Origin of the sequence: Shinella sp. G-2 (genome assembly GCF_050172695.1) — a bacterium.
Classification (GTDB): Bacteria; Pseudomonadota; Alphaproteobacteria; order Rhizobiales; family Rhizobiaceae; genus Shinella.
This window is the reverse complement of record NZ_JBBEYH010000007.1, coordinates 15,454-39,206: the sequence shown is the minus strand read 5'-3', so window position 1 is coordinate 39,206 and position 23,753 is coordinate 15,454. Positions and strand designations below refer to the sequence as shown.

The following is a 23,753-nucleotide window of genomic DNA, read 5'->3' as shown; positions in this document are numbered from 1 at the left end:
GCCTCATTCTAGACGGCTCCTCGCAATGAAACTTGATCTGCGTCAACGGAGGGTGAGACTGCGCTGTATAGGGTGAGGCAAAGGTGACGGACCGATGGATGACTTTCTCCGAAACAGGACCTTTGACGAGATTCAGACCGGCGATACCGCCTCGATCGTCCGGCTCGTCGGCCACGACGACATAGACCTGTTCGCCGCCGTCTCCGGCGACGAGAACCCGGCTCATCTCGACGCCGCCTTCGCGAAGACCGGCCTCTTCGGCCATGTCGTGGCCCATGGCATGTGGACGGCCGCCCTGGTTTCCGCCGTGCTCGGCACGCGGCTGCCGGGGCCGGGTACGATCTATCTCGGCCAGGAACTCCATTTCCTCAAGCCCGTCGCCCCCGGCGACACGATCACCGCCACCGTCACGGTGAAGGAGAAGCAGTCGCAAAAGCGCATCGTCCTGCTCGACACCGTCTGCACCAACAGAGCGGGCGACGTGGTGTTGAAGGGAATGGCAACGGTGATCGCGCCGGACACGCCTATCGAATGGCCCCGCACGCGACTCCCCGACATTTCACTCAGACGGCACGACCGATACGAGGCCCTCGTGAAGCGGGCGCGCGACCTTCCGGCAATCCGCGCCGCCGTCGTGCATCCCTGTTCAGCCGCCGCCATCACCGGCGCGCTGGAAGCGCGCGAGGCCGGCCTGCTGGAACCGATCCTCGTGGGGCCTGAGGCCAAGATCCGCGCCGCCGCCGAGGCCGCGCAGGTCTCGCTCGACGGTATCGAGATCGTTCCCGTCGCGCACAGCCACGCCGCGGCGGACCGTGCCGTCGAGCTTGCCGTCTCCGGCAGCGTTTCGGTGCTGGTCAAGGGCAGCCTTCATACGGACGAGCTTCTCGGCGCCGTCGTCGCGCCCGGCTCCGGCCTTCGCACCGAGCGGCGCATCAGCCATGTCTATGCCATGGACATCCCGGCCTACGACAAGCCGCTCATCGTCACCGATGCGGCGATCAACATCCAGCCGACGCTGGAGCACAAGCGCGACATCTGCCAGAACGCGGTCGATCTCCTCAACCGGCTCGGCATGGAGAAGCCGAAGGTCGCGGTGCTCGCTGCCGTGGAGACCGTGAACCCCAAGATGCCGGCGACACTCGACGCCGCGGCGCTGACCGTAATGGCCGCGCGCGGGCAGATCACCGGCGCGAGCGTCGACGGCCCCCTCGCCTTCGACAATGCCATCAGCGTGGACGCCGCCCGCACCAAGGGCATCGTCTCCCCCGTCGCGGGCGAGGCCGACATCCTGCTCGTGCCGGATCTCGAAGCCGGCAACATGCTGGCCAAGCAGCTCATCTACTTCGCCGGCGCGACGGCGGCCGGCCTCGTGCTCGGTGCGCGAGTGCCCATCGTGCTGACAAGCCGTGCCGATCCGCTCTCGGCCCGCATCGCCTCGGCGGCGCTCGCCAAGATGGTCGCGGCGCCCCATCCGGTGGAGGGATTGCCGGCATGAAGACCCTGCTGACCTTTAATGCCGGCTCCTCCACCGTAAAGATCGGCCTGTTTGCACTTCGCTCGGGCGCGCCCGTCCGGATCGCCCGGGGCGTGATCGATTTCCACCACGACCCGCTGACCTTGCTGATGAACGAGGGGGAGCAACGGATCGAGGTCGCGCTGGAAACCCCGCAGGACGCAGACCTGAGCGGCATCCTGTCGGAAACCGTCTCCGTCCTCGGCCGCCATTTCGATCTTGGCGAGGTCGCGGCCGTCGGGCATCGCGTCGTGCATGGCGGCGACCATTTCGCCGGGCCTGTTCGCCTCGACGTTGAAAGCATCGCAGCCATCGAGGCGCTGACGGTGCTCGCCCCGCTCCACCAACCGCAGAGCCTGCGCCTCATCCGCGCAATCGGAAACGTGTTGCCGGACCTGCCGCAGGTCGCCTCCTTCGACACCGCTTTCCACCGCACGAACGACGCGCTGGTGCGCCGCTTCGCCCTCCCGCGCGCGCTCCATGACCGGGGCATCAAGCGGTACGGCTTCCACGGCCTCTCCTACAAATATATCGCCACCGAACTCACTCGCCTTGCGCCGGAAAAGGCCGGCGGCAAGGTGGTGATCGCCCATCTCGGCAGCGGCGCGAGCCTGTGCGGCCTCGAAAAGGGGATCAGCCGCGACACCAGCATGGGCTTTTCGACTCTCGACGGCATTCCGATGGCGACGCGCTGCGGCGCGCTCGATCCGGGCGTGCTGCTGCATCTCCTCGGGCAGGAGCGGCTGGCGCTGCACGAGGTGGAGGACCTCCTTTACCACAAATCCGGGCTCCTCGGGGTTTCCGGCATCAGCGCCGACAGCCGCTACCTTCTGGACAGCGATGCGCCCGAAGCAAAGGAGGCGATCGACCTCTTCGCTCTACGGATCGCCGGCGAGATCGCCCGGCTGGCCGCCACGCTCGGCGGTCTCGACGCCGTCATCTTCACGGCCGGCGTCGGCGAGAACCAGCCGGCGGTGCGGGCCGGCATCTGCGACCGGCTGGGCTGGCTCGGCCTCGACCTAGACCCCGTTGCCAATGCTGCGGACGCGCCGCTCATCAGCACATCGGAAAGCCGCATGTCCGCCTTCGTCATCCCCACCGACGAGGAACAGGTGATCGCCGAGGAAACCGTCTGGCTGTTGGGGAACGCAGGGAAATGACCGTCGCCGTCGTAGTGCCCTGTCGATCCCGCGGAAAGGCAAGGCCTTCCGTTCATTTGCCTTGCGTCAATGTGTCGGAAGCCGAAGAGGAAGGAAATGACACTTGTTCGCCCACGGATCGAAGGAGGATTTCTCGATGATGATCCGCGAAATGACACACAACGAATGCGTGGCGACGATTGCCTGCCAACGCCTGGCGCGATTGGCTTGCGCCGAAAACAACAGTGCCTATGTCGTCCGGATCTGCTACGCCTATTCGGCGAATCGGTTCCTTGCATTCTCGATGCCGGGTAAGAAGCTCAACATCCTACGCACCAATCCCAAAGCATGCCTGCTCATCGACGCACTGGAATCGAGACATCGATGGAAAGCGTCATCGTGGACACGCTGTTTGATGACCTTCCCGATACAGACGAACTGCACGACGAGCGTGTGAAGGCTTGGGCGTTCCTTGCAAGAGACGTCGATTGGTGGGAACCAGGCGGCCTCAAGCCTCAGCCGCAACCGATCGTGGCCACCTCGCCCCACGTTTTCTTTGAACTTGAGATCCTCGCAATGAACGGGCGCGAAGCCATGAGCGAAACAAGCGAAATGTCACACTGAGGATACCGGCGGGGATTTCAGCCGCACATCATCGAAGGGCCCTCAGTGCATTGAGAATCACGGCCACGTCGATCGCCTCCTGGAGGATCGCACCTTCGACGGGCTGAAGATAACCGCAGGCCGCCGCAACCATCGCTCCGACCGACAGCGTCAGTCCCACCGAGACGCTCTGCAACGCGATCCGGCGGCTTCGACGCGCAATGGCGATCGCCTTGGCGAGCGGCGCAAGCTCGTCGACAAGGAGCACGACACCGGCGGCCTCCGACGACGAGGCCGTGCCGCGGGCGCCCATGGCGACACCGATATCGGCCGCAGCGAGCGCAGGCGCATCGTTAACGCCATCGCCGACCATCATCACCGGGCCGCTGCCGGTCTCCTTCCTGACGGCGTCCACCTTGGCTTCCGGCGTCAGATCGCCGAGCACGCTATCCATGCCAAGTGCCTTGCCCACCGCTTCAGCAATCTCCGTGCGGTCGCCGGACGCCAGCACGAGCTTTCGGATGCCAGCGGCGCGCAGGTCACCGAGAACCTGCAGCGCGTCCCTGCGGACCTGGTCCTTCAGCACGATCATGCCCGCGAGCGCGCCATCGATGGCGACGGCCACCGTCATTGCCGCGCGCATTTCGGGCGCGATCAATTGATGCGGATCGTCGCAGCCGGACGTGCGTTGCACGAAACCGCTGCCGCCGACGACAATTCGCGTTCCGTCGACATAGCCCTCGATACCCGTGCCGGGCACTTCCCGCACAGCCTCTGGCTTCGAGAGACGAAGGCTCCGTTCGCTTGCCGCGCGGACCAGCGCAGCGGCAACGACATGACCGGACGCCTGATCGAGGCTTGCGGCCGCCTTCAGCACCGCTTCCGCCGTAAAGGGCGCCATCGTCCTGATCTCGACCACCGCTGCCTGGCCATGGGTGAGCGTGCCGGTTTTGTCGAGAACCGCCGTCTGCACCCGCGCCAGCATTTCGAGCATGCCGCCGTTCTTCACGAGAACGCCGATGCGCGCCGCCTTCGACATGCCGGAAATGATGGCGACCGGGACCGCAAGGATAAGCGGACAGGGCGTCGCAACGACAAGGACGGCAAGTGCACGGATCGGATCCTGCGAAAAGGCCCAGGCGGCGCCCGCAATGATGAGGGTCAGGACCAGGAAGCCCATCGCGAAACGGTCGGCCAGGCGCACCATGGGCGCCTTGCTCGCCTGTGCGGCCTCGACAAGCCGGACGATCCCGGCATAAGTGCTTTCGGCCGCCGTCCGGTTGGCGACCAGATCGAACGCCGCGCCCACGCAGGTCGAGCCGCTGAGTGCTTCGGCTCCAGGTGGAGCGGAGTGCGGTAAAGGCTCTCCCGTCAAGGCGGCCATGTCCAGTGTTGCGCCATCGCTGGCAATGATCCCGTCCACCGGCAACACTTCGCCATGCCGGATCAGCAGCCGGTCTCCCAGCCGTATCTCGGAGATGGCGACCTCCTCGAGCCCGGACGGGCCGTGGCGCATTGCAAAATGCGCAATGCGCCCCATCAGCGCCGTCATCTCGCGGCGCGCGCGCCCTTCGGCGAACGATTCCAGGAGCTGGCCGCTCGCATACATCAAGCCAACGACGTTTCCGGCAAGCGGCTCGCCGAACACAATCGCAGCCGACATCGAAAGCGCCGCAACGATATCGAGGCCAACATCGCCGCGGCGCAACGCTCTGAAAACCTGCCGAAGCAGACTGGCAAGGATGACGAGTGTCGCTGCGCTCCAGACAAGAGGGGCGTAGCGGGCTGCCTGCCATGACAAGGCCAAGCCGATCACCAACCCACCAGCGGCGATTGCGACCAGGATCACGCTCGAATGTCGTTGCCAGAGACCTTTGTCCGCTTGTGGCACGTTCCCTGCTCCTATCGGCCGAATGCGAAGACAGTAAGCCCAAAGACCGGCGCACTCGCCTTGCGCAAGATCAATTCCGGGAGCGGCAATTCCTCTACAGTAAAATAAGCGACCACCGCGACTTGGCCGGCTGGTTCCATTCCTGATGGTTCTCGAAATGGATATGCTCATAGCCCGACTGGGTCTCGCGCCATCGATCGGTCTTCTAGTCGGACTCGAGCGTGGCTGACAGGAGCGGGAAGCTCCCGAGGCCAGCAGAACCGCCGGCATGCGCACGTTCGGGTATCGGGACTTCTTGGCGGCGTGCTGGCGGCCCTCGCTATGACCCTCAACTCTCCGATGCTCTTTGCGGTCGGCTTCGTGGGGTACGCCGTGACGCTGGGCGTGTTCAAGCTGCGCGAGGCGCGCTCGGATTCCGATTATAGTGTCACAACCGTCATGGCGGGGCTTGGCGTTTTGGCACTCGGCGGTCTGGTGATTGCCAGCGATGCCCAGGCTGCGGCGGCCGGAGGCGCGGCCCTTGCGGCCACGCTTGCAAGTCGGAACGTCCTGCATGCATTCCTGAAGCGCCTCACCTGGATGGAACTGCGCTCTGCATTGATGCTTGCCGTCATGACGGCGGTGGTCCTGCCGATCCTGCCGAATGAGACCATCGACCCATGGGGAGGGCTAAATCCCTGGAAGATTTGGTTCTTCACCGTTCTGACCGCGAGCCTCTCGTTCCTCGGCTACATTGCCGTCAGGATGTTCGGAGCGAGCAAGGGCTTCGTGTTGAGTGCGCTTGCCGGCTCCCTCGTCTCGTCCACCGCCGTCACTATGGTTCTGGCGCGCACCGCAAAACCCTCTACCGATCCGCTTCTGCTTGCAGGTGCCGCCGCGCTCGGCGCAGCGGTTTCAATCCTGCGTGTGATGAGTCTCATTTTGCTTATCGAACCGGCAGCGATCATTGCCATCGGCCCGGCCGCAGCCACGGCCGCAATCGTCTTCGTTGGATCTGGGCTCGCTATTTTCTACTGGGGGCAGGACAAGCCGCTCGCGGACGTTCCGGCCAGCAATCCCTTCGAGATCGGTCCGCTGCTGATCTTCGCGACGATTTTTGCGGCAGCTGCGATCGCAAGCGCTGCTCTGGTCTCGCGCTTCGGGAGCTCCGGACTTCTGGCCACGAGCGCATTGACAGGCACGGTCGATGTCGATGTCGCCGTGCTGGCCGCGTTGCAAGTGGGCCGGGGCTCCATACCGATCCACGTGATTGGAGAGGCAATCCTTATCGCCATGGCGACGAATGCCCTATGCAGTGCCGGCATCGCAGCCGTCCTCGGACCATGGACCTTCAGCAGGCCCATTGCCGGCCTCACACTCGTTGCCGGCGCGGCAGCGTTTGCAGCTCACACCATCATGGCCGGCACGTAGCCGTCGTGCTCAGCGGCGTAGCCGCCAAGCACAGGAAAGGACGATCAGCCGATCGTCATCCGCCGAAGCACATTGGTCTTCCAGTAGAACTGGTGCGCCAGCGCGCCGAGAACATGAAGGCCGACAGCAGCCCACAGGACGGCCTTGAGGATGTCGGCATGAAGGTCGCCCGCGTCCTCGTACCCGAAATAGTACGCCGCGGCGCCGGTAACCGGCATGGCAATAAGAAGGATGTAAAGAATCCATTCGGAGGCCTTAGCAACCAACCTGAACATCGGTGGCTCCTGAGTTGGCGCATCCGGCACGCCCTGGATACGTCTGAGCAAAAGGCGCGCTGCGACAAGAACGAGAATCGCAATGCCGGCATAGGCATGGATGTTGGCGCTTGCCACCTGGTCGGCGCTCGCCGCACCGGTTTGTTTGATGCTCCGGTTCCACGCATTCATGCCGTCCGGAAAGAGCAGGTTGAAGAAGACGAACCCCGCTGTGAGCCAGTGCAAGACGCGCTGCGGCAGGGAAAAGGAGAGCGATGCGGTCGTAGCCATGGGCGTGGTTCGCCTTGTTTCGTGTGATAGCATCAGGAGGAGAGGGTTAGTTCGTCACTGTCAGCAGGGCGTGCATTCCCGCCTCGTAGTGCCCCTTGATGTTGCAGAGAAGGAGATAGGAACCAGGGGCAAGTTTCGCCTTCAGCTCCCCGCCCGTACCGGGCTTGAGATCCGCCACTTCGCCGAGACTTTTCAACTGCTTCTCGTCCACCCGGTGTCTGGAGGCAATCACATCGATCTTCTGATCGGCCGACTTCAGCTTGACCAAGACCATTTCGTGCTCCTCGGTTACCGCGTCGTTGTGCACCACGAACGTCGTTTCTCCAGCCCTTATCGTGGAGTGGTCGAGTGTGAGCGTCATCGGACCGCCGCCTTCGCCACCTTCTATGACCTTGACGGTGTTCGCGGCCCATGCAGGCGAGGTGATTGCGACGACGGCGAGCGCGGTGAGGATAGTGCGACGGATGTTCATGTCAGCGTCCTTTTGGGTGGAACTCCATCGGGAATAGGTTGTCATGCTGACAGATGCCTGAACGATAACGAGAAACGCGAGGGCAATCAGGATGAGCGTCCCGTTGCGATATGAGCGTTGGGACGCTCCGGCTTCTACCGCACCATGAAGACCGGCACGTCGCACTTATCGAGCAGCGAAGCGGTGACGCCCCCGAAAACGCGCTCGCGCAGCCGCGAATGGCCATAGGCTCCCATCACGATCATGTCACAGCCGAGTTCGAGCGCATGTTGGCGGATGACGTCTTCCGTGGGCCTCTGGCCGCTCGCGATCTGCTCGATCACGACCTTTGCGCCATGACGCGACAGGAAGGCCGCCATGTCGGCGCCCGGCTCTCCACCATTCTCGAAGTACGACGAATCCGGATCGACGACGACGAGACGGACCGTATCGGCACCTTCCAGCATCTCGATAGCGGCTTTTGCGGCGCTGGCCGCCTGCGGACGCGAATTCCAGGCCAGAAGAACGTTCTTCGGCTTCAAGGTCGCAGACCCTGCTTTAGGCGTTAAGAGCAGAGGCGTACCGGCATTGAACGCCGTCGCCGCGATTGCAGCGTTGCGAAGCTGGGTGTCTGAGCGGACACCTTCACCGGCGACGACCACGTCTGCGTACATGGCCCGCGTGCCGATGTTGCTCTCGATAATGAAGCGATCGTCGTAGATATGGTCGACATCGAAGGATACGCCAGCTTTCCTGCAGCACTCATCAGCAATGCGTCGAGCATCGACGACCTCGTCGATTTCCCTTTGACGCTCGTTCAGCCAGGCGGCCGCGGCCGGATAGTCGGCCCCGAACGGCGTTATCGCCGTTCTCAGCGCCAAGACGGAAAGGTGCGCGTCGCATTCTTCTGCCAGCGCTACGGCCTTGTCAGTATCCCCCTCGGCGTTTGTCGTGCCGATGAGCGAAAGTATGGTCCTGAACGACATTTCTGAGCTCCTTCCCCTGATGGTCTTGCGATGAAGGAGAGATTGCTCCCGGCGCGTGCGTGCCGCGATGATCTACGTCAAAAGACAATTCCGAGCCGACCTCGCTTGACCGGGGTCAACGCGCGGGGCGCGCTTAGCGCTAGTCTCGTGATATTCCAACTTTCGGCGGAGGCGAGAGCCGTGAACTATCGTACCATTCTCGTGAACCTGGACATCGATCGGCCAGTCAAGCCGATCACCAATGCTGCGGTCGACCTGGCATCGCAGGTGGGTGCACGGCTGATTGGTCTGTGTGCTGCCCAGCCGCTTGTTTCCCCCCTTGCCATGCAAGCGTCCAGCTATGCGGCAACCAGCACGGCACAGCAGATGTACAAGGACCTCGAAGACCGTATGAAGGAGGTCCACCACGAGTTTCGTACCGTCGCGGCCGGTAGGGTCGAACTCGAATGGCGTGAGGAGATGAAGGCGCCCACCGAGGCGATCGTTGAATTTGCCCGCGCCGCTGATTTGATAGTCATGGCAGCGGCGGACGGTGCGCATTCCGGGGATTCCCATAGAACCGTCGACCCGGCCAGCGTTGCATTGCGCGCTGGCCGTCCTGCGGTCGTCGTGGGAAGCGCGGCAAATGCCATACCGGCAAACAAGGTCGTGGTCTGCTGGAAGGACACGCGCGAGGCGCGCCGCGCCGTGGCCGATGCCATTCCTTTGCTGTCGCTGGCGACGGACGTGACTGTCATCTCGGTCAGCGCCGAACCCGACGCTTCGCTGCGACAGAGCAACGCGGACGTTGTTTCGTACCTTGCCCGCCATAACGTGAGAGCCAGATCCCATATTTCCAAAAGTGCAGATGAGACGATCGGCCTGCTGCAATATCTCGACCAGAGTGGGGCAGATCTCATCGTGTCGGGCGCATATGGGCATAGTCGCCTGAGGGAATGGGTGTTTGGGGGGATCACTCGATTTCTTCTCGATGAAAGCGGCCGGAATCGCTTCATGTCGAGCTAGACGGTCGTGATCTGGGCGGATAGGAAATCGGTTTGGCTCGCGGAGTCCGCGCGGGCCAGCACAAGGCTCGGTACCGTTTGGCCGGACGGCTTCACTCCGCGCGCGCGCCAAGGATCGGCGTCATCAGACTTACATGTGTATCGATACGCTCGAGCACCTTCGCCGGAACGACACTCCGTTCCGGCAGCGACCACCAAACGTCGTTGACGCGCTCGACCGTATCGACCACCGCTTTAAGCACGGCCGCTTCCGGCAAGCGCGCGCGATTGGCGAAGGCTTTCCATCTTTGCGCATTCAACGCCTTGAAGGACCGCTCGCCGGCAAGCGACAGCGCCATTGCGTCTGCCGGGATGTAAGGGATCGTCGAGAGCACGTCATAGACAGGCGCAAACTCCGGTTTGTCGCCCGCGCCGCGATAGATCAGCGACCAGTTTTTCAGGTGCATGTCTCCATTGCCGGTTATGGCAGCCAGAGCGAGTCGGCGGACGAACTCGAGCGCAGCGTCGGGCGAAACGGCAACGTTCAAGGCTGCGGCGATATCATGATATGCAGCTCCTACATATTTCCGCGAAGGATAGACGCCGAATACCTGTGCGAAATCCTCGATATGGATCCGCTCGCCGTTTGCGCCACGATCGAAACGTTTGACGAGCAGGACTCTGCCGTCCGACAGCGTCTCGAACTCCTTCGGGATACCTTCGAACTCGGATTGCTCGACGAGTTCACGCTCTGGAACCTCCATGCCGATCGCTTCAGCCAATGCAAGATTGGCATATTCATTTTCCGACACGCCTGGAAACGAGGTCGATGGAAACTTGGCGATATAGGCCCCCTGCTCGTCGCCGATTGGCAACGTCAGTCCACCGCCCTTGCCCGTGTTCTTGATGACGGATAGCTTCATCTGGACGCCGGCGAGCGAAAACCGGGCTTTCGGCTTGGTCGCGGGCAGATTGTCGAGACGGGCAATCGTCCTGTCGCTCGGTGCCACGCGGACGGCGCCTGGCAGATCCGAACCCAGTGCGACGAGCAGGTCGAAATCGTTTCCCGCGCGAACACTCCCCGCGTGGTGTTTTTCCATTGCCTCGCGCAGTTTGTCTTCCGGGAGCAGATTGGCGAAGAACGCCGGCAAAGCTCTGGCGACGGGTTTCGGGTCCTTGCGCAAGCCGCCAGTGGCTGCTCGAAAAGACAGGCTGAGCACCGGGAAGCCGCCCGTTGCACGATATCTGTCCTCGAAGCTGAAAGCGCTGAACTCGCCAGGCGTCCTGACGATCGTGCCGACCTTCATATCGTTCAGCAGCACGTCGAGCGACGAGATCGTTCTCGGATCGGATGAAGCTTCAGGCATTCTCATCCCCGTCCGGATGAGCCATGAATGCCGGGAGATCGTCGCGATCATCCTGCGGCCGCAGCAGCGCGCCGACGGCCGGCACCATGGCCTGCGGTATAAGCATCAGCTCAAGTCCGAGAGCGCGGGCGATGTTAATCAGGGTCGTCGTGCGCGCAGCACTGCTTCCGGCTTCTATCTCGCGATAGCGGGGACGCGATATCCCCGCCATGTCGGCAACCTGCTCCTGGGTCAATTGCCGGCCCTTACGGGTAGCCTTCAGCAACCGTCCGATTTCCAGCAAGGCATCCGACTGAGACCGTGCCATCCCACCTACCCGAAAGTTCTCCTTGGAGCAGGGTAAGTTATCTCAAACATTTTGAGACCGGTCAACAGAAAAGATATGAATAAGGATCATATCGCCTTATTTGAACTGTTTACATATCATCTATGCTGTTCTATGAGCAGCCGCATAATGGCCAGCGAAACCCCGTCCCTACCCTGACTGGGAAACGGCAGAAATGAAGGCCGCGAGGGTAGCGGAGAGGTGCGGTGAAACATACCCCCCTTCCTGGACGATAACGGTCGGGACCCGCACCTCTGCGATAACCTTTGCTATGCGGGCGAAGTCCTCGTCGTCCACCCTCATGCAGGCGAAGGGATCGTTCACGGACGCGTCAAGGCCGAGGGCAAGCACCAGGAAGTCGGCGCCGAACTGTCGGACTTCGTCACATGCTGCCCTCACTGCCGCCAGGTAGACCGCGCCGTCGCTGCCGAGCGGAAGAGGAAAATTGCGGTTCTTTCCAGTTCCTGCGCCGACCCCACATTCATCAGCGTAGCCCGCGTAATAGGGGTAGAGCGATGCAGGGTCTCCATGCACCGACAGCGTCAGCACGTCACCGCGATCGTAGAACATCGTCTGCGTCCCGTTGCCGTGGTGCACATCGATGTCGAGGATTGCGACGCGCCGCCGCGCCAGGACCGCCCGCTCGGCGGCAAGGGCGGAATTGTTCAGGTAGCAAAAGCCACCGGCCTTGTCGCGATAGGCATGGTGGCCGGGCGGCCGGCACAAGGCGTACACCATGCCGTCGCCGTCAAGCACGCGCGCCGCGGCATCAAGCGCGGTCAGCGCGCTCGCCCGTGCGGCCTGCCAGGTTCCTTCCACCAGAACGCAACCGGCATCGGCCTGATAGAAGCCGGCGCGGCCGAGAAGATCGTCGGGGCGCCGGGTCATATAGACGTTCGGGTGAACGCTCGACCGCAGCTCCGGGCCATTGCCCGGGATGGCGCGCCAGGCGGCAAAGCCGTTCTCGAGGAAATCGAGGTAGCCGGGGTCATGCATCGCACGGATCAGGCTGGTATCGTTTGCGGCGGGCGCGACGACATCGACACCCGCCAGCGCCAACCCCTGCCGCAGCAGCACGATGCGTTCGGGCACCTCGAGATTGGGCTTCAGCACGCCGCCCGCAATGCGCGTCAGGGGCCGGTGTAGCGCCTGCCGTTCGTCATAGATCGCCAGCACGACGGCCTCCCCTCAGTCGCCGAGCCGGCCGCCGCCGGCGAGGTAGGCGTCGAGCGACCTGTCGAGAGCGTCGCGGAACCGCGAGACGACCGCATCGATCTGCTCTGGCGTGCTGATGAGCGGCGGCGCGAAGGCGATCGCCGTGCCGAGCGAACGGCAGACCAGTCCGTTCTCGAAGGCGCGGTTCTGAATGCCGATCCCGAACTGCATCTCGGCAGGAAAGGCTTCGCGCGTGCGCTTGTCGCGGACGATCTCGACGCCCCACATCAGGCCGACGCCGCGCACCTCGCCGACGAGCGGATGCTCGGCAAGCGGCGTCATGCCCTCGGCCATGCGCTCGCCGAGCGCCGCGACACCGTCGATGATGCCATCCTCCTCGTAGATCCTCAGCGCCTCGACGCCGACGGCGCATGCAACGGGATGTGCGCCGTAGGTGTAACCATGGCCAAAGACGCCGATCTTTTCGCTTTGCGCCTTCATGCCGGCATAAAGCCTTTCGGAAAGCAGCACAGCGGAGAGCGGCATATACGCGGCGGTCAGCGCCTTTGCGCAGGTAATCATGTCCGGCTCCAGCCCGAAGGTCTGGCTTCCCCACCAGGCGCCGGTGCGCCCGAAGCCAGTGATGACCTCGTCGGCGACCAAGAGGACGTCATGTTTCTTCAGAACCTTCTGGATCTTCTCGAAATAGGTTTTCGGTGGGAGGACAACGCCGCCCGTCCCCATAGCCGGTTCGGCGAAGAAGGCCGCGACCGTCTCCGGCCCCTCCGCCAGGATCAGCGCATCCAGTTCCTCCGCAAGACGCGTGGCGAAGTCCTCCTCCGTCTCCCCCGGCCGGCCCTCGCGATAGAAATGAGGGCATGTGACATGGAGAAAGCCCGGGAGGGGGAGATTGAACTCGCGGTGCAAGTGCGGCAGACCGGTAATGCTGGCCGAACCAATCGAGGTTCCATGATAGCCGCGGTTGCGCGCGATGATCTTCTTCTTCTCCGGCTTGCCTTGGGCGTGGAAATAGTACCAGGCGAGCTTGACGGCGGTGTCGTTCGCCTCCGAGCCGGAGCTCTGGAAGAGCACCTTGGACATCGGAACCGGCGCGATCTTCAGGAGACGCTCCGAAAGCTCGATCGCCGGCTCCGTCGCGCGATGGGCAAAGTTCTGGTAGTAGGGCAATGTGTTGAGCTGACGCGTCGCCGCATCGACCAGCCGCTTCTCGCTCATGCCGAGCGCCGCGCACCAGAGGCCGGACATACCCTCGATGTATTGCTTGCCGTCGTCGTCATAGACATAGGCGCCTTCGCCGCGAGCCATGATCGTCGGCCCGACGGTCTCGTGGGCGGCAAGATTGGTCTGCGGATGAATCTGGGACGCGATGTCGCGCATGCGCAGCGAATTGTACATGGTTTCCTCCTGAAATGTGATGCGGGGCGCATCGAATGGGCGTCAGACGTCCTTGCGCTTCATGAACTGGGCAGCGATCAGGACGATGATCGACAGCGCCACCAGCATCGATGAGATGGCGGCGACGGTCGGATCGACCTGGTCGCGGATGTTGGCGAACATGCGCTTGGTCAACGTGGAGTTCGCGCCGCTCGACACAAACAGCGACACGACGACTTCGTCGAAGGACGTGACGAAGGCGAAGAGCATGCCGGAGAAGACCGAGATGCGGATCTGCGGCAGCGTGACCGTGAGAAAGGCCGTCACGGGCGAGGCCCCGAGGCTGCGGGCCGCGCGTTCGAGATTAGGGTCGAAGCTCTTCAGCCCGTTGCCGACGGCGATCATGACGAAGGGGATAGCGAGCGTGGTGTGCGCCAGAACGAGGCCGGTGATGGTGTTGTTGAGCCCGAAGCGAGCGTAGACAAAGAACACGCCTATGGCGACGAAGATCAGCGGGATCATCATCGGCAGCATCAGCAGGCCGCGTGTGAGCGGCGTGAAGAGGCTGGTCGCCTTGTAGAGCCCGTAGGAGGCCAGCGTGCCGAGCACGGTGGCCAGCACCGTTGTGAAGCCTGCAACCTTGAGCGAGACCACGGCGGACTGGATCCATTCCGGCGACGTGAAGAAGGCTTCGTACCAGCGCAGGCTGAGGCTGCGTGGCGGAAACTCGAGATACTGCGAGTCCGAGAAGGACATGGGTATCACGAGGATGCAGGGAATGACCAAGAAGGCCATGACGAGCGCAACCGTTGCATAGAGCCAGAGGCGCTGGCCATGGGTGATCTGGGTGGAGGTGGCGGGCGTCTTCAGCATCACATTTTCCCCGCGGAAAAGCTCAAGGCGTCGGTCAGTCTGCGAACGCCCCAAAGGACGACGGCCGTCACCACCAGAAGCGCCACGCTGAGGGCGCTCGCCGCGCCCCAGTTGGAGAATTTCGAGACGGCATCGGCGATCTGCGTCGACCACATGGCGACACGTCCGCCGCCCAGAAGCGCCGGCGTCAGGTAGAAACCGAGGCAAAGCACGAAGGTCAGCGCGCTGCCCGAAGCAAGGCCCGGCATCGACAACGGCAGGAAGACCTGTCGGAACGCCTGGCTCGGCGAGGCGCCGCAATTGGCCGCCGCGCGCAGGAGCACCGGATCGATCGCCTTCATGGATGCATAGAGCGGCAGGATCAGGAAGGGCAGCATGACATGCACCATGCCGATGATCGTGCCCGTCAGATTGTGCACCAGCGCAAGCGGTTCATCGACCACGCCCGCTGAAAGCAGCCAATCGTTGATGACGCCGTTGCGCTGCAAGAGGACCAGCCAGGCATAGGTGCGCACCAGCACCGACGTCCAGAACGGCAGGATGACGAATACCAGGAGGATCTGCGCGGCGCGCGCGGGAAGCTGCGACAGGAGATAGGCGACCGGATAGCCGAGCACCACGCATAGCGCCGTCACCAGGCCGGCGACCTTGAAGGTGGTGAGGAAGCTGCCGACATAGGCGGGCCGCAGCAGCCGGGCATAGTTCTGGGTTGTGAGATTGCCGGCGGCGTCGAACAAGGAGAGCCAGGCAAGCCATGCGAAGGGAATGAGAAGAATGCAGGTGACGAGCACCAGCGCCGGCAGGGCAAGCCCGCTGAATATACGCCGCTCCCGGCGCCTTGCGCTCTTGAGCATGGCGCGATTGAGCGGCATGCCGGGCGCTCCATCGATGGCAAGCGTCATGGCGCGGCGCTCCCGATGACGAGGCTCGCGTCCGCAGGCAGCCACAGGGCAAGAGTATCGCCAGGCTGCGGCAAGGGTTGCTGTTCCGCCCCTGCGTGGCGGATCGCGACCTCGTGCCCGCCGGGCAGCGAGACGGACACCTGGTTGCAGTCTCCCCGATAGACGACATCGAGCACCCTGCCCTCAATGCGATTGTCGCGGTCGGCATCGCCCTGCCAGCGAAGCCGCTCCGGGCGGACCATGAGCCAGGCCTCACCCGTCGATGTGAGGGCCCTCGTATCGGCAAGCCGGAGCGGCCGTCCGTCGAGCACATAGGACTGATCGCGGCGCTCCACGGGCAGAAAGCGGGTCTCGCCCATGAAGCCGGCGACGAACTTGCAGTTCGGGCGATCGTAGACCGTCGCGGGAACGTCGAGCTGGATAATTCTTCCCTTGTCGAGAACCGCGATGCGGTCCGACATTGTCAGGGCTTCCTGCTGGTCGTGCGTGACATAGATCGTCGTCATACCGAGCTTCTTGTGCAGCCGCTTGAGTTCGATCTGCATGTGCTCGCGCAGATTCTTGTCGAGTGCGGAGAGCGGCTCGTCCATCAGCAGCAGGCGCGGTTCGAAGACGACGGCGCGCGCCAGCGCCACGCGCTGTCGCTGGCCGCCCGACAGCGCGGTGATGCGCCGCTCGGCAAGGTTCTGCATATGGACGATCTCGAGCGCGTCCATCACCCTCTTGCGGATGGAGGCCCTGTCCACCTTTCGCAGCTTCAGCGGATAGGCGACGTTCGAGAAGACGTCCATGTGCGGGAACAGCGCATAGTTCTGGAACACCATGCCAAGGTCGCGCTTGTGCGGGGGACGCGTGATGAATTCGACATCATCGACCAGCAAGCTGCCGAGATCGGGCCGCTCGAAGCCGGCGATGACGTTGAGAAGCGTGGTCTTTCCCGAGCCGGAAGGACCGAGAAGCGTCAGGAACTCCCCCGCCTTGATATCCAGGGAGACGCCGTCGAGCGCCCTGAAGCTGCCATAGGCCTTGTGGACCTCGCGAAGGTTGACTCTGCCCGAGCGCATCCTGTCCTCCCGGCTCGTTGATCAGTTCGACATCAGGAGGCTGTAGTCCTCGCGAACCAGCTCGTTGTTGTCGCGCCACCAGTTTGCGTCGAGGAAGGTCTGCTTCTTGACGTTTTCCGGCGACATGTTGGATTGCGCCAGCACCTCCGGCGAGAACGCTTTCACCTCGAAGGCCAGGCTGTTGGTCGGACCGTAATAGGGCATCATTTCCGGAATGCGCGCCTGAACCTCAGGCGAGACCACGCCGGCGATGAACTTCTGAGCACTCGCCGCGTGCGGCGCGCCCTTGAGGATGGCCAGGCAGCCGTAGCCGAGGATCGCATCCTGGTAGGTGAACTTGACGGGCGCGCCGTCCGCGATCACTGACGCCACGCGGCTGCCCCAGATCGCCATCATGTCGACCTCGCCATCCTTGAGGAGCTGGGCGGATTGCGCTCCGGACGACCACCAGACGCCGACATTGGCTCTGATCTTCTCGAGCGCCGCGAGCGCGCGCTCGGTGTCGAGCGGATAGAGCTTGTCCTTGTCGACGCCATCCGCGATGAGCGCGATCTCCATCATTTCCTGCGGGTAGGTGCTGAGGGCGCGACGGCCGGGGAAGGCATCCACATTCCAGAAATCCTGCCAGCTTGCCGGCGCCTTGTCCTTGTAGACGTCGGTGCGCCAGGCCAGAACGACGGAATAGGTGTTGGTCGCGATCCAATGCTCGCCGTAGCCGCGCGCGTCAAAACCCTTCGTGCTGATTGTGCTGTAGTCGAGCGGCTCGAAAAGCCCCTCCTTGCCGCCGACCGCGCATTCGTCCGCCCCGAGATGCACCACATCCCAGGTCGGGGAGCCGGACTGCACCTGTACCCGCACGGCGGCGAGCCCGTCATGGGTTTCCTCGCGCAATTCAATGCCTGCGGCATCGGCCGCCGGCTGCCAGATCGTCTTGCGCAGGTCGGTCTGAAGGTTGCCGCCAAAGCCGGCGACGGTGAGGACATCCTGCGCCGCAGCGGCGCCCGTGAAGGACAGCACGCCCGCTGTCGCGGCGATGGTCAAGAATGCGCGATTACACGATGCCATTACCAAGTTCCTCCTCAGGTGATGCTCGGCTGGAGCCATCCTCCACAGCCCGATTGCATGATCGACAATCCGCTCCCTGCGTGCCAATCTAGTTAATGGAATGAACTATATTGTTCACCTTGTCAACTAAATTCCTGCGCATGGGATCTCCATGCGGGACCTGCTTGGAGCAACCATTTGAATAAGAAAGTCGAACACATCGCGGATCGCTCCGACGGCAATTTCTTTCGTGGGCACCTGGCACCCCAGAAGAGCGAGCCGGACATACGGGACCTGTTCTCCTTTGAGCTGCAGCGGCTGGCCGGCCTTTCCACCCGCATCGCAGCCCTCTCGATCCGGCCGAAATACGGCATCACGGCCCGAGAATGGCGCGCGCTCGCCGTCCTCAAATATCTCGGCGAAGTGCCGCTGCAGGAGCTCGCAAAACACAGCGGACTCCTGAAAAGCCAGATGAGTCGGACCGTTTCGTCGATGATCGAGCGCGGCTATATCCTCAAGACCGCAAACCCCGAGGACGGGCGCAGCATCCTCTTGAAGCTAAGTCCGGAGGGTCTCGACCTGTCGCAGGCGATCCTGGCCGACGCCTTCGAGCGCAACGAGAACATGCTCTCCACCCTCAGCCACGCCGAGCGACAGATTTTGATCGAGCTCCTGCAACGGGTTGGACGCAACAGCGCGCACTATTTCCACGACCTTAAAACCCGCGCATCCCAGGAGGATCTGCGCGAGCTGGACGAGGAGTGAAGGCCGCCAGCAGAAATTATAGTTGACAATATGAACTAAATTTCGCATCACTACCTCCAAGGAAACCGGGAGGATCGAGATGTCGGACGCGCTGACGATCTGCGAGTGTTTTGCAAGGGACGGCTTGCAGCACGAAACGACAGACCTTTCCACGCAAACCAAGATCGCCCTGATCGACGCCATTTCCGAGGCCGGGTTCCCGCGCGTGGAAGCGACGAGCTACAGCAGCCCCCGCCATGTGCCGGTATTTGCCGATGCCAGCCTGGTCCTGGCCGGCATCCGCCGCCGGCCGGGCACGGCCTACAAGGCGACCTGCCCCAACCTCCATGCGGTCACACGCGCAATCGAGGATCATGAAGGCGGCTGTGGCCCGGAGGAGATAAGCCTGCTCGTGTCGGCGACAGAGGCGCACACCGAGAAGAACCTGCGGACGACGCGCGCGCAGCAATGGCGCAACATTGCCGAGATGGTCGCGCTGGCAGATGGCGGCTTCCGCTTGATCGGCGTGATCTCCATGGCGTTCGGCTGCCCCTTCGAGGGCCGGGTCGAGCCGGCATCCGTGATCGGCGACCTGAAGGCGTTTGCCGACCTCGGCGTGCGCCACGTCTCCATCTGCGACACGACCGGTCACGGCACGCCCGGCAGCGTTCGCCGCCTCTTTGCCCGCGCCATGGCCGAGGTGCCCGGCGTCACGCCGATCGCCCATTTCCACGACACACGCGGCACAGGCATCGCCAACTGCATGGCCGCCTATGAGGCCGGCTGCCGCTGGTTCGACAGTGCCATCGGGGGCGTCGGAGGTCATCCCACCCAGATTCGCTATGGCGGCGGCTATACTGGCAATGTCGCGACGGAAGATCTCGTCAATCTCTTCGAGGCCGAGGGCGTTGCGACCGGCATCGATATCGAGAAGCTTCAGGCCGCCTCGTTGCAATGCGAGCAGGCGCTTGGGCGGGAGTTGCAGAGCAAGGTGGCCCGCACCGGTTTCAGCCATCTGGCAGCCTAGGATTTTTCATGACACAGAGTGACGCTTCACCGATCCTCATGAGCGAAGACCGCGGCCCGGTCCGGATCCTCTCGCTCAACCGACCCGACAAGCTGAATGCCCTCGACACGGCCCTGACGCAGGCGCTGCATGACGCGCTTCTGGCCGCCGACGCCGACGATGCCGTGCGGGCCATCGTGCTGACGGGGCGTGGACGGGCGTTCTGCGCCGGAGCGGATTTGGCGGAGTTTTCCACGCTGACGCCTGCCAACCAGGACCTCGTGGAAAAGCGCGCCGACCTCACCTGCCGGACCCAGGCGATGATGCAGCGCCTGTCCAAGCCGGTCGTTTCGGCCGTGCGCGGCGCGGCCGTCGGCGGCGGCGCGGGCCTCGCGATCGGTTGCGACATGATGGTCGCCGGAACGGACCTGAAATTCGGCTATCCCGAGCTCAAGCATTCCATCGTGCCCGCCCTGGTGATGACCGGCCTGCAACGCTCGCTCGGCCGCAAGGCGGCCTTCGAGATGGTCAGCCTCGGCCGCCTCATCGGGGCGGAAGAGGCCCGTGCCCTCGGCCTCGTCAACCGGATCGTCGCGCCGGAGGCGGTCGTCGAGGCGGCCCTGGAGATCGCCGGTCAATGGGCGGCTGCGCATCCCAAGGCGATGGCCGCCGTTAAGTCGCTGTACTACCGCGTCGCCGATCTGCCTTATGATGAGGCCATGGCCGCCGGGCGCACCGTCAACGCGCAGATGCGCAGCTTCCGGGAGGAGCGCTGATGAAGCCGCTCGAAGGCATCCGCGTCCTCGACTTTTCCCGCGTTCTCGCCGGCCCCATGGCGACGCAGATCCTCGCCGAGCTCGGCGCGGAGGTGACGAAGGTCGAGCGGCCGGGCACGGGCGATGAATCGCGCCTGTTCGAGCCACGCCTGCCCCGCGGCGAAAGCGCCTATTTCTTCGCATTCAACCGCGCCAAGCGGTCCATGACGCTGAACCTCAAATCGCCGGAAGGACAAGAGATCGCTGCCAGGCTTGCGGAGACGCACGACGTCGTTCTGGAGAACTTCCTGCCCGGCGAGATGGACCGCTTCAATCTCGGCTATGACGCGCTCTCCCGCCGCAATCCCGGCCTCGTTTACGTCTCCAATACTGGCTTCGGGCAGACCGGGCCCTATCGCCTGCGCAATGGTTACGACACGATCTTCCAGGCGCTCTCCGGCATCATGCATCTGACCGGCCATCCCGACGCGCCGCCCGCCAAAGCCGGCATTCCGGTCTCGGACATGACCTCGGGCCTGTGGATCGCAATCGCCATCCTGACAGGGCTGGTCGGGCGCGGGCGCAGCGGTCGGGGCTGCCATATCGACTTGTCGATGATGGATGTCCAGACCAGCCTGCTTGCACTTGCCGCCGCCCGGCTCTTCGCGCTGGACGAGGATATCGGCCGCTCGGGAACGGAGCATCCGGGCCGTGTTCCCTCCGCGGCGTTCCATTGCGCCGACGGCGGATGGCTGCATATCAGCGGCAGCGACCAGCACTGGGACGCGATCTGCGCGGTCCTCGGCCTCGACGATTTTGCCGCCGATGCGGCCTTGAGGAAGAACGCGGCCCGCGTCGCGGCCCGCGAACGGGTGATGGCGGGCATGCGGCAGGCGATCGCACAGCGCGACCGCGGACCGCTCGCCGAGGCGTTGCGAGAGCGCGGCGTGCCGGCGGGTGAGGTGAATACCGTCCGCGAGATCCTGAGCGATCCCCACAGCGAGGCCCGCGGCGTCGTCGGCACCTTCGACCACCCGGAAGAGGGCGCCGTGCGCGCCTTGCGCACGCCGCTGCGCTTTGTGGGCTACGAGGATCCCGCGATCGGCTGCCCGCCGCCGCTCGGTGCGGACACGGCGGCGCTGCTTGCGGGGGAGCTGGGCATGGCGGCCGAGACCATCGATCGGCTGAGGAATGAGGGAGTGATCTGATGAGCAAAGCAAAACCCCCGGTTCTCCTGCGGCGCGAGGAGGGTGTCGCCCATGTGGTGCTCGACCGCGCGGAAGCGCGCAACGCCCTTAACCTGCCGATGTGCCTTGCCCTGAAGGAGATGTTCGAGGCGCTCGATGCCGACGCCGACATCCGCGCCGTCGTGCTTTCGGCAAACGGCCCCGTCTTCTGCGCGGGAGCGGACCTGAAGGAGCGCAACGGCCGGGACGAGGCCTGGGTGATCGCCCGGCGTCGCGCCTCCTTCGCCACCTACGACGCCATTGCCCGTTGCCGCAAGCCGGTCGTCGCGGCAACGCAAGGCCCCGTGGTCGGCTCCGGTGGCGAGATCCTGATGAGCTGCGATTTCGTCATCGCATCCGACAAGACGACCTTCCGCTTCCCCGAGCCGCAATGGGGCACGGTCGGCGCAACGCAGCGCCTGCAACGCACGATCGGCAAGATGCGGGCCAAGGAACTCCTGTTCACCGGCCGCACGATGCCGGTCGAGGAGGCCTACCAGCTTGGCCTCGTCGCGCGCATCGTGCCCGCAGAGGCCCTGGCCGAAACCATCGCCGGCATCGCCGAGGCGATCGCCGCGGCGCCCCCGCTTGCCATGGCGCTGACCAAGCAGGCGGTGGATCTCGGCAGCGAAACCGACCTCAACAACGGCATCCGCGTCGAAATGGCCGCGATCGAACGGTGCCTGGCGGACGGCGGCTGGCGCGACGGCCTGAACCGCTTCGCGAACAGCGTCGGCGGCAAGGAGAACCCCGATGTCTGACCATGCCGCACCCTTCGACATCGGCGCGCTCTGCCCAACGACGATCTCCGCGGCACTGGCACGGGCCGCAACGCTTGCCGGCGATGTCGAGGCCGTCGTCGCGGCGGACGGGCGGCTGACCTATGCCGCGCTCGCCGCGGAGGTCGCCCGCATCCGCGATGGACTGGCGGCGCAGGGCGTGAGGAAGGGCGAGCACATCGGCCTTTGCCTTGGCAATTCCACGCGCTGGGTGGCGATCTTTCTGGCGATCGGCTCGCTCGGCGCGGTGACCGTGCCGATCAACACCCGTTTCGTCGCCGACGAGATGGCCTATGCGCTTTCCCAGTCGAAGGTCTCGCGCCTCATTCTGTGCGACCGGTTCCTCAAGATCGATTTCATCGGCCTGCTGCGGCAGATCGACCCCGCGCTCATCGACCGGCTGCCCGCCCCCGGCCTTCCGGACCTCAAGCAGCTGATCGTCATCGGTGACACCGCGCCGCCCGCGGCCCTCGCCTGGGAGGGCCTGCTCGCAAGCGGGACCGCGCCCGCGCAGGCGCGGGACGAGGCCAACGACCCGCTGCTCATCCAGTATACGTCGGGCACCACATCCTTTCCGAAAGGCGTTCTCCTCACCCAGCGCAGCATGCTGGGCAACGCGTTCGTTTCCGGTCATCGCATGGGCCTTCGCGTCGGCGACCGGTTCCATAGCGCCCGACCGTTCTTCCACGTCGCGGGCACGACCCTCTCCATCCTCTCCTGCCTCCAGCACATGGCGACGCTCGTCTCCATGGACCGGTTCGAACCGGGCGAGGCCCTGCGCCTGATGGAAGCCGAGCGCTGCACGCATTTCTCCGGCAACGACACGATGGCGCTGATGCTGCTGAGCCATCCCGAGCGCCCGGCGCGCCGCCTCGTTCTGCGCGGCGCCTGGCTCGCCGCCTCCCCGACCATCGTCGCCCGCGTCATCGACGAGCTCGGCGCGCACGAATGCGTCGTCGGCTACGGGCTTTCGGAAGCTGCACCCAACGTCGCGCAGTCCTGCTGGTGGGAGCCGGAGGCCGTCCGCATATCGGCCGCCATGCGGCCGCAACCGGGCATCGACGTGCGCGTCGTGAAGGAAGACGGCAAGGATGCCGCTTGCGGCGAACCGGGGGAAATCCGCGTACGCGGCTGGAGCGTGATGCGCGAGTATTTCGACAAGCCCGCCGAAACGCGGGCCGCGCTTTCAGCCGACGGGTGGCTGTCCACCGGCGATCTCGGCGCGCTGGACCAGAACGGCCGGCTGACCTTCCTCGGCCGCGTCAAGGAGATCGTGCGCGTCGGCGGCGAGAACGTCTCGCCGGCCGATGTGGAGAACGTCCTGCATCGCCATGCGGCGATCCGCCAGGCGGCGGTGGTCGGCGTGCCGGACGAGCGCCTCGTCGAGGTGTGTGGTGCCTTCGTCATCCTGAGGGAGGGTACCAAGGCCGAACCGGCGGAGATCATGGACTGGGCGAAATCCAACATGGCCGGCTTCAAGGTGCCGCGCCATGTCTGGATCGTCGAGAGCTTCGAAGCGATGGGCATGACGGCAAGCGCCAAGATCCAGAAGAAGCAGCTCGCCGAACACGCCCGCAAGCTGATCGGAGCGTAACCT

The 23,753-nt window shown here is 64.1% G+C and carries 23 protein-coding genes; 11 read left to right on the top strand and 12 right to left on the bottom strand.

Features of this window, described 5'->3' with window-relative positions; all coding sequences use genetic code 11:
• The first annotated feature begins 94 nt into the window (after nt 1-94).
• From V8U06_RS13725 to V8U06_RS13715, 3 genes are all read left to right on the top strand, one after another.
• Nucleotides 95-1,495 (top strand): bifunctional enoyl-CoA hydratase/phosphate acetyltransferase, encoded by a 1,401-nt coding sequence (locus tag V8U06_RS13725; RefSeq protein ID WP_427141127.1) that lies wholly within the window; start codon nt 95-97, stop codon nt 1,493-1,495.
• Nucleotides 1,492-2,673 (top strand): acetate/propionate family kinase, encoded by a 1,182-nt coding sequence (locus V8U06_RS13720; protein WP_427141126.1) that lies wholly within the window; start codon nt 1,492-1,494, stop codon nt 2,671-2,673. The genes V8U06_RS13725 and V8U06_RS13720 overlap by 4 nt, the downstream gene beginning before the upstream one ends.
• 363 nt (nt 2,674-3,036) lie before the next feature.
• Nucleotides 3,037-3,276 carry a hypothetical protein gene (locus tag V8U06_RS13715; RefSeq protein ID WP_427141125.1) on the top strand — a complete coding sequence of 80 codons (240 nt, stop codon included), beginning with the start codon at nt 3,037-3,039 and terminating at the stop codon, nt 3,274-3,276.
• A gap of 28 nt (nt 3,277-3,304) precedes the next feature.
• Here the strand turns inward: V8U06_RS13715 and V8U06_RS13710 are convergent, their stop codons facing one another.
• A complete protein-coding gene (locus V8U06_RS13710) occupies nt 3,305-5,317 on the bottom strand; it encodes a heavy metal translocating P-type ATPase (RefSeq protein WP_427141124.1) in 2,013 nt (670 codons plus the stop codon).
• Between the two features lie 150 nt (nt 5,318-5,467).
• Between V8U06_RS13710 and V8U06_RS13705 the strand changes: the two genes are divergently transcribed.
• Nucleotides 5,468-6,556 carry an MgtC/SapB family protein gene (locus V8U06_RS13705; RefSeq protein ID WP_427141123.1) on the top strand — a complete coding sequence of 363 codons (1,089 nt, stop codon included), beginning with the start codon at nt 5,468-5,470 and terminating at the stop codon, nt 6,554-6,556.
• A 44-nt stretch (nt 6,557-6,600) separates the two neighbouring features.
• Here the strand turns inward: V8U06_RS13705 and V8U06_RS13700 are convergent, their stop codons facing one another.
• The 3 genes from V8U06_RS13700 to V8U06_RS13690 form a co-directional block, all read right to left on the bottom strand.
• Nucleotides 6,601-7,101, bottom strand: a complete 501-nt coding sequence (locus V8U06_RS13700; RefSeq protein ID WP_427141122.1) for a cytochrome b — start codon at nt 7,099-7,101, stop codon at nt 6,601-6,603.
• 46 nt (nt 7,102-7,147) lie between these two features.
• On the bottom strand, nt 7,148-7,573 hold the full coding sequence (locus tag V8U06_RS13695; protein WP_427141121.1) for a copper resistance protein: 426 nt from the start codon (nt 7,571-7,573) through the stop codon (nt 7,148-7,150).
• Nucleotides 7,574-7,707: 134 nt separating this feature from the next.
• The gene (locus V8U06_RS13690) at nt 7,708-8,538 is read right to left on the bottom strand and encodes a universal stress protein (protein WP_427141120.1); all 831 of its coding nucleotides are present in this window, start codon (nt 8,536-8,538) and stop codon (nt 7,708-7,710) included.
• Between the two features lie 180 nt (nt 8,539-8,718).
• Between V8U06_RS13690 and V8U06_RS13685 the strand changes: the two genes are divergently transcribed.
• A complete protein-coding gene (locus V8U06_RS13685; RefSeq protein ID WP_427141119.1) occupies nt 8,719-9,543 on the top strand; it encodes a universal stress protein in 825 nt (274 codons plus the stop codon).
• Between the two features lie 91 nt (nt 9,544-9,634).
• On the opposite strand, the gene V8U06_RS13680 is transcribed toward V8U06_RS13685, so the two are convergent.
• The 8 genes from V8U06_RS13680 to V8U06_RS13645 all read right to left on the bottom strand — a co-directional run bounded on the left by V8U06_RS13680 (nt 9,635) and on the right by V8U06_RS13645 (nt 17,667).
• Nucleotides 9,635-10,888 carry a type II toxin-antitoxin system HipA family toxin gene (locus V8U06_RS13680; protein ID WP_427141118.1) on the bottom strand — a complete coding sequence of 418 codons (1,254 nt, stop codon included), beginning with the start codon at nt 10,886-10,888 and terminating at the stop codon, nt 9,635-9,637.
• On the bottom strand, nt 10,881-11,195 hold the full coding sequence (locus V8U06_RS13675) for a helix-turn-helix domain-containing protein (RefSeq protein WP_427141117.1): 315 nt from the start codon (nt 11,193-11,195) through the stop codon (nt 10,881-10,883). The genes V8U06_RS13680 and V8U06_RS13675 overlap by 8 nt, the downstream gene beginning before the upstream one ends.
• A 168-nt stretch (nt 11,196-11,363) precedes the next feature.
• On the bottom strand, nt 11,364-12,389 hold the full coding sequence (locus V8U06_RS13670) for a histone deacetylase family protein (protein WP_427141116.1): 1,026 nt from the start codon (nt 12,387-12,389) through the stop codon (nt 11,364-11,366).
• A gap of 12 nt (nt 12,390-12,401) precedes the next feature.
• Entirely contained in the window at nt 12,402-13,784 is a 1,383-nt protein-coding gene (locus V8U06_RS13665) for an aminotransferase (protein WP_427141115.1), read from the bottom strand.
• Between the two features lie 42 nt (nt 13,785-13,826).
• Nucleotides 13,827-14,636, bottom strand: coding sequence for an ABC transporter permease (locus V8U06_RS13660; protein WP_427141114.1), 810 nt, complete (start codon nt 14,634-14,636; stop codon nt 13,827-13,829).
• Nucleotides 14,636-15,538, bottom strand: coding sequence for an ABC transporter permease (locus tag V8U06_RS13655; protein WP_427141113.1), 903 nt, complete (start codon nt 15,536-15,538; stop codon nt 14,636-14,638). The genes V8U06_RS13660 and V8U06_RS13655 overlap by 1 nt, the downstream gene beginning before the upstream one ends.
• The gene (locus V8U06_RS13650) at nt 15,535-16,602 is read right to left on the bottom strand and encodes an ABC transporter ATP-binding protein (protein WP_427141112.1); all 1,068 of its coding nucleotides are present in this window, start codon (nt 16,600-16,602) and stop codon (nt 15,535-15,537) included. The genes V8U06_RS13655 and V8U06_RS13650 overlap by 4 nt, the downstream gene beginning before the upstream one ends.
• 21 nt (nt 16,603-16,623) lie before the next feature.
• Nucleotides 16,624-17,667 carry an ABC transporter substrate-binding protein gene (locus tag V8U06_RS13645; RefSeq protein ID WP_427141111.1) on the bottom strand — a complete coding sequence of 348 codons (1,044 nt, stop codon included), beginning with the start codon at nt 17,665-17,667 and terminating at the stop codon, nt 16,624-16,626.
• A 177-nt stretch (nt 17,668-17,844) separates the two neighbouring features.
• Here V8U06_RS13645 and V8U06_RS13640 point away from each other — a divergent pair, with 177 nt between their 5' ends.
• The 6 genes from V8U06_RS13640 (at nt 17,845) to V8U06_RS13615 (ending at nt 23,750) form a co-directional block, all read left to right on the top strand.
• Complete coding sequence (locus V8U06_RS13640; protein ID WP_427141110.1) at nt 17,845-18,411, top strand: MarR family winged helix-turn-helix transcriptional regulator; 567 nt, start codon at nt 17,845-17,847, stop codon at nt 18,409-18,411.
• Nucleotides 18,412-18,490: 79 nt separating this feature from the next.
• Nucleotides 18,491-19,417 (top strand): hydroxymethylglutaryl-CoA lyase, encoded by a 927-nt coding sequence (locus tag V8U06_RS13635; protein ID WP_427141109.1) that lies wholly within the window; start codon nt 18,491-18,493, stop codon nt 19,415-19,417.
• 8 nt (nt 19,418-19,425) lie between these two features.
• Entirely contained in the window at nt 19,426-20,172 is a 747-nt protein-coding gene (locus tag V8U06_RS13630; RefSeq protein WP_427141108.1) for an enoyl-CoA hydratase/isomerase family protein, read from the top strand.
• A complete protein-coding gene (locus V8U06_RS13625; RefSeq protein WP_427141107.1) occupies nt 20,172-21,359 on the top strand; it encodes a CaiB/BaiF CoA transferase family protein in 1,188 nt (395 codons plus the stop codon). Before V8U06_RS13630 ends, V8U06_RS13625 begins: the two co-directional genes overlap by 1 nt.
• Nucleotides 21,359-22,138, top strand: coding sequence for an enoyl-CoA hydratase/isomerase family protein (locus tag V8U06_RS13620; protein ID WP_427141106.1), 780 nt, complete (start codon nt 21,359-21,361; stop codon nt 22,136-22,138). The genes V8U06_RS13625 and V8U06_RS13620 overlap by 1 nt, the downstream gene beginning before the upstream one ends.
• Nucleotides 22,131-23,750 carry an AMP-binding protein gene (locus tag V8U06_RS13615; protein ID WP_427141105.1) on the top strand — a complete coding sequence of 540 codons (1,620 nt, stop codon included), beginning with the start codon at nt 22,131-22,133 and terminating at the stop codon, nt 23,748-23,750. The genes V8U06_RS13620 and V8U06_RS13615 overlap by 8 nt, the downstream gene beginning before the upstream one ends.
• Nucleotides 23,751-23,753 lie beyond the last annotated feature (3 nt).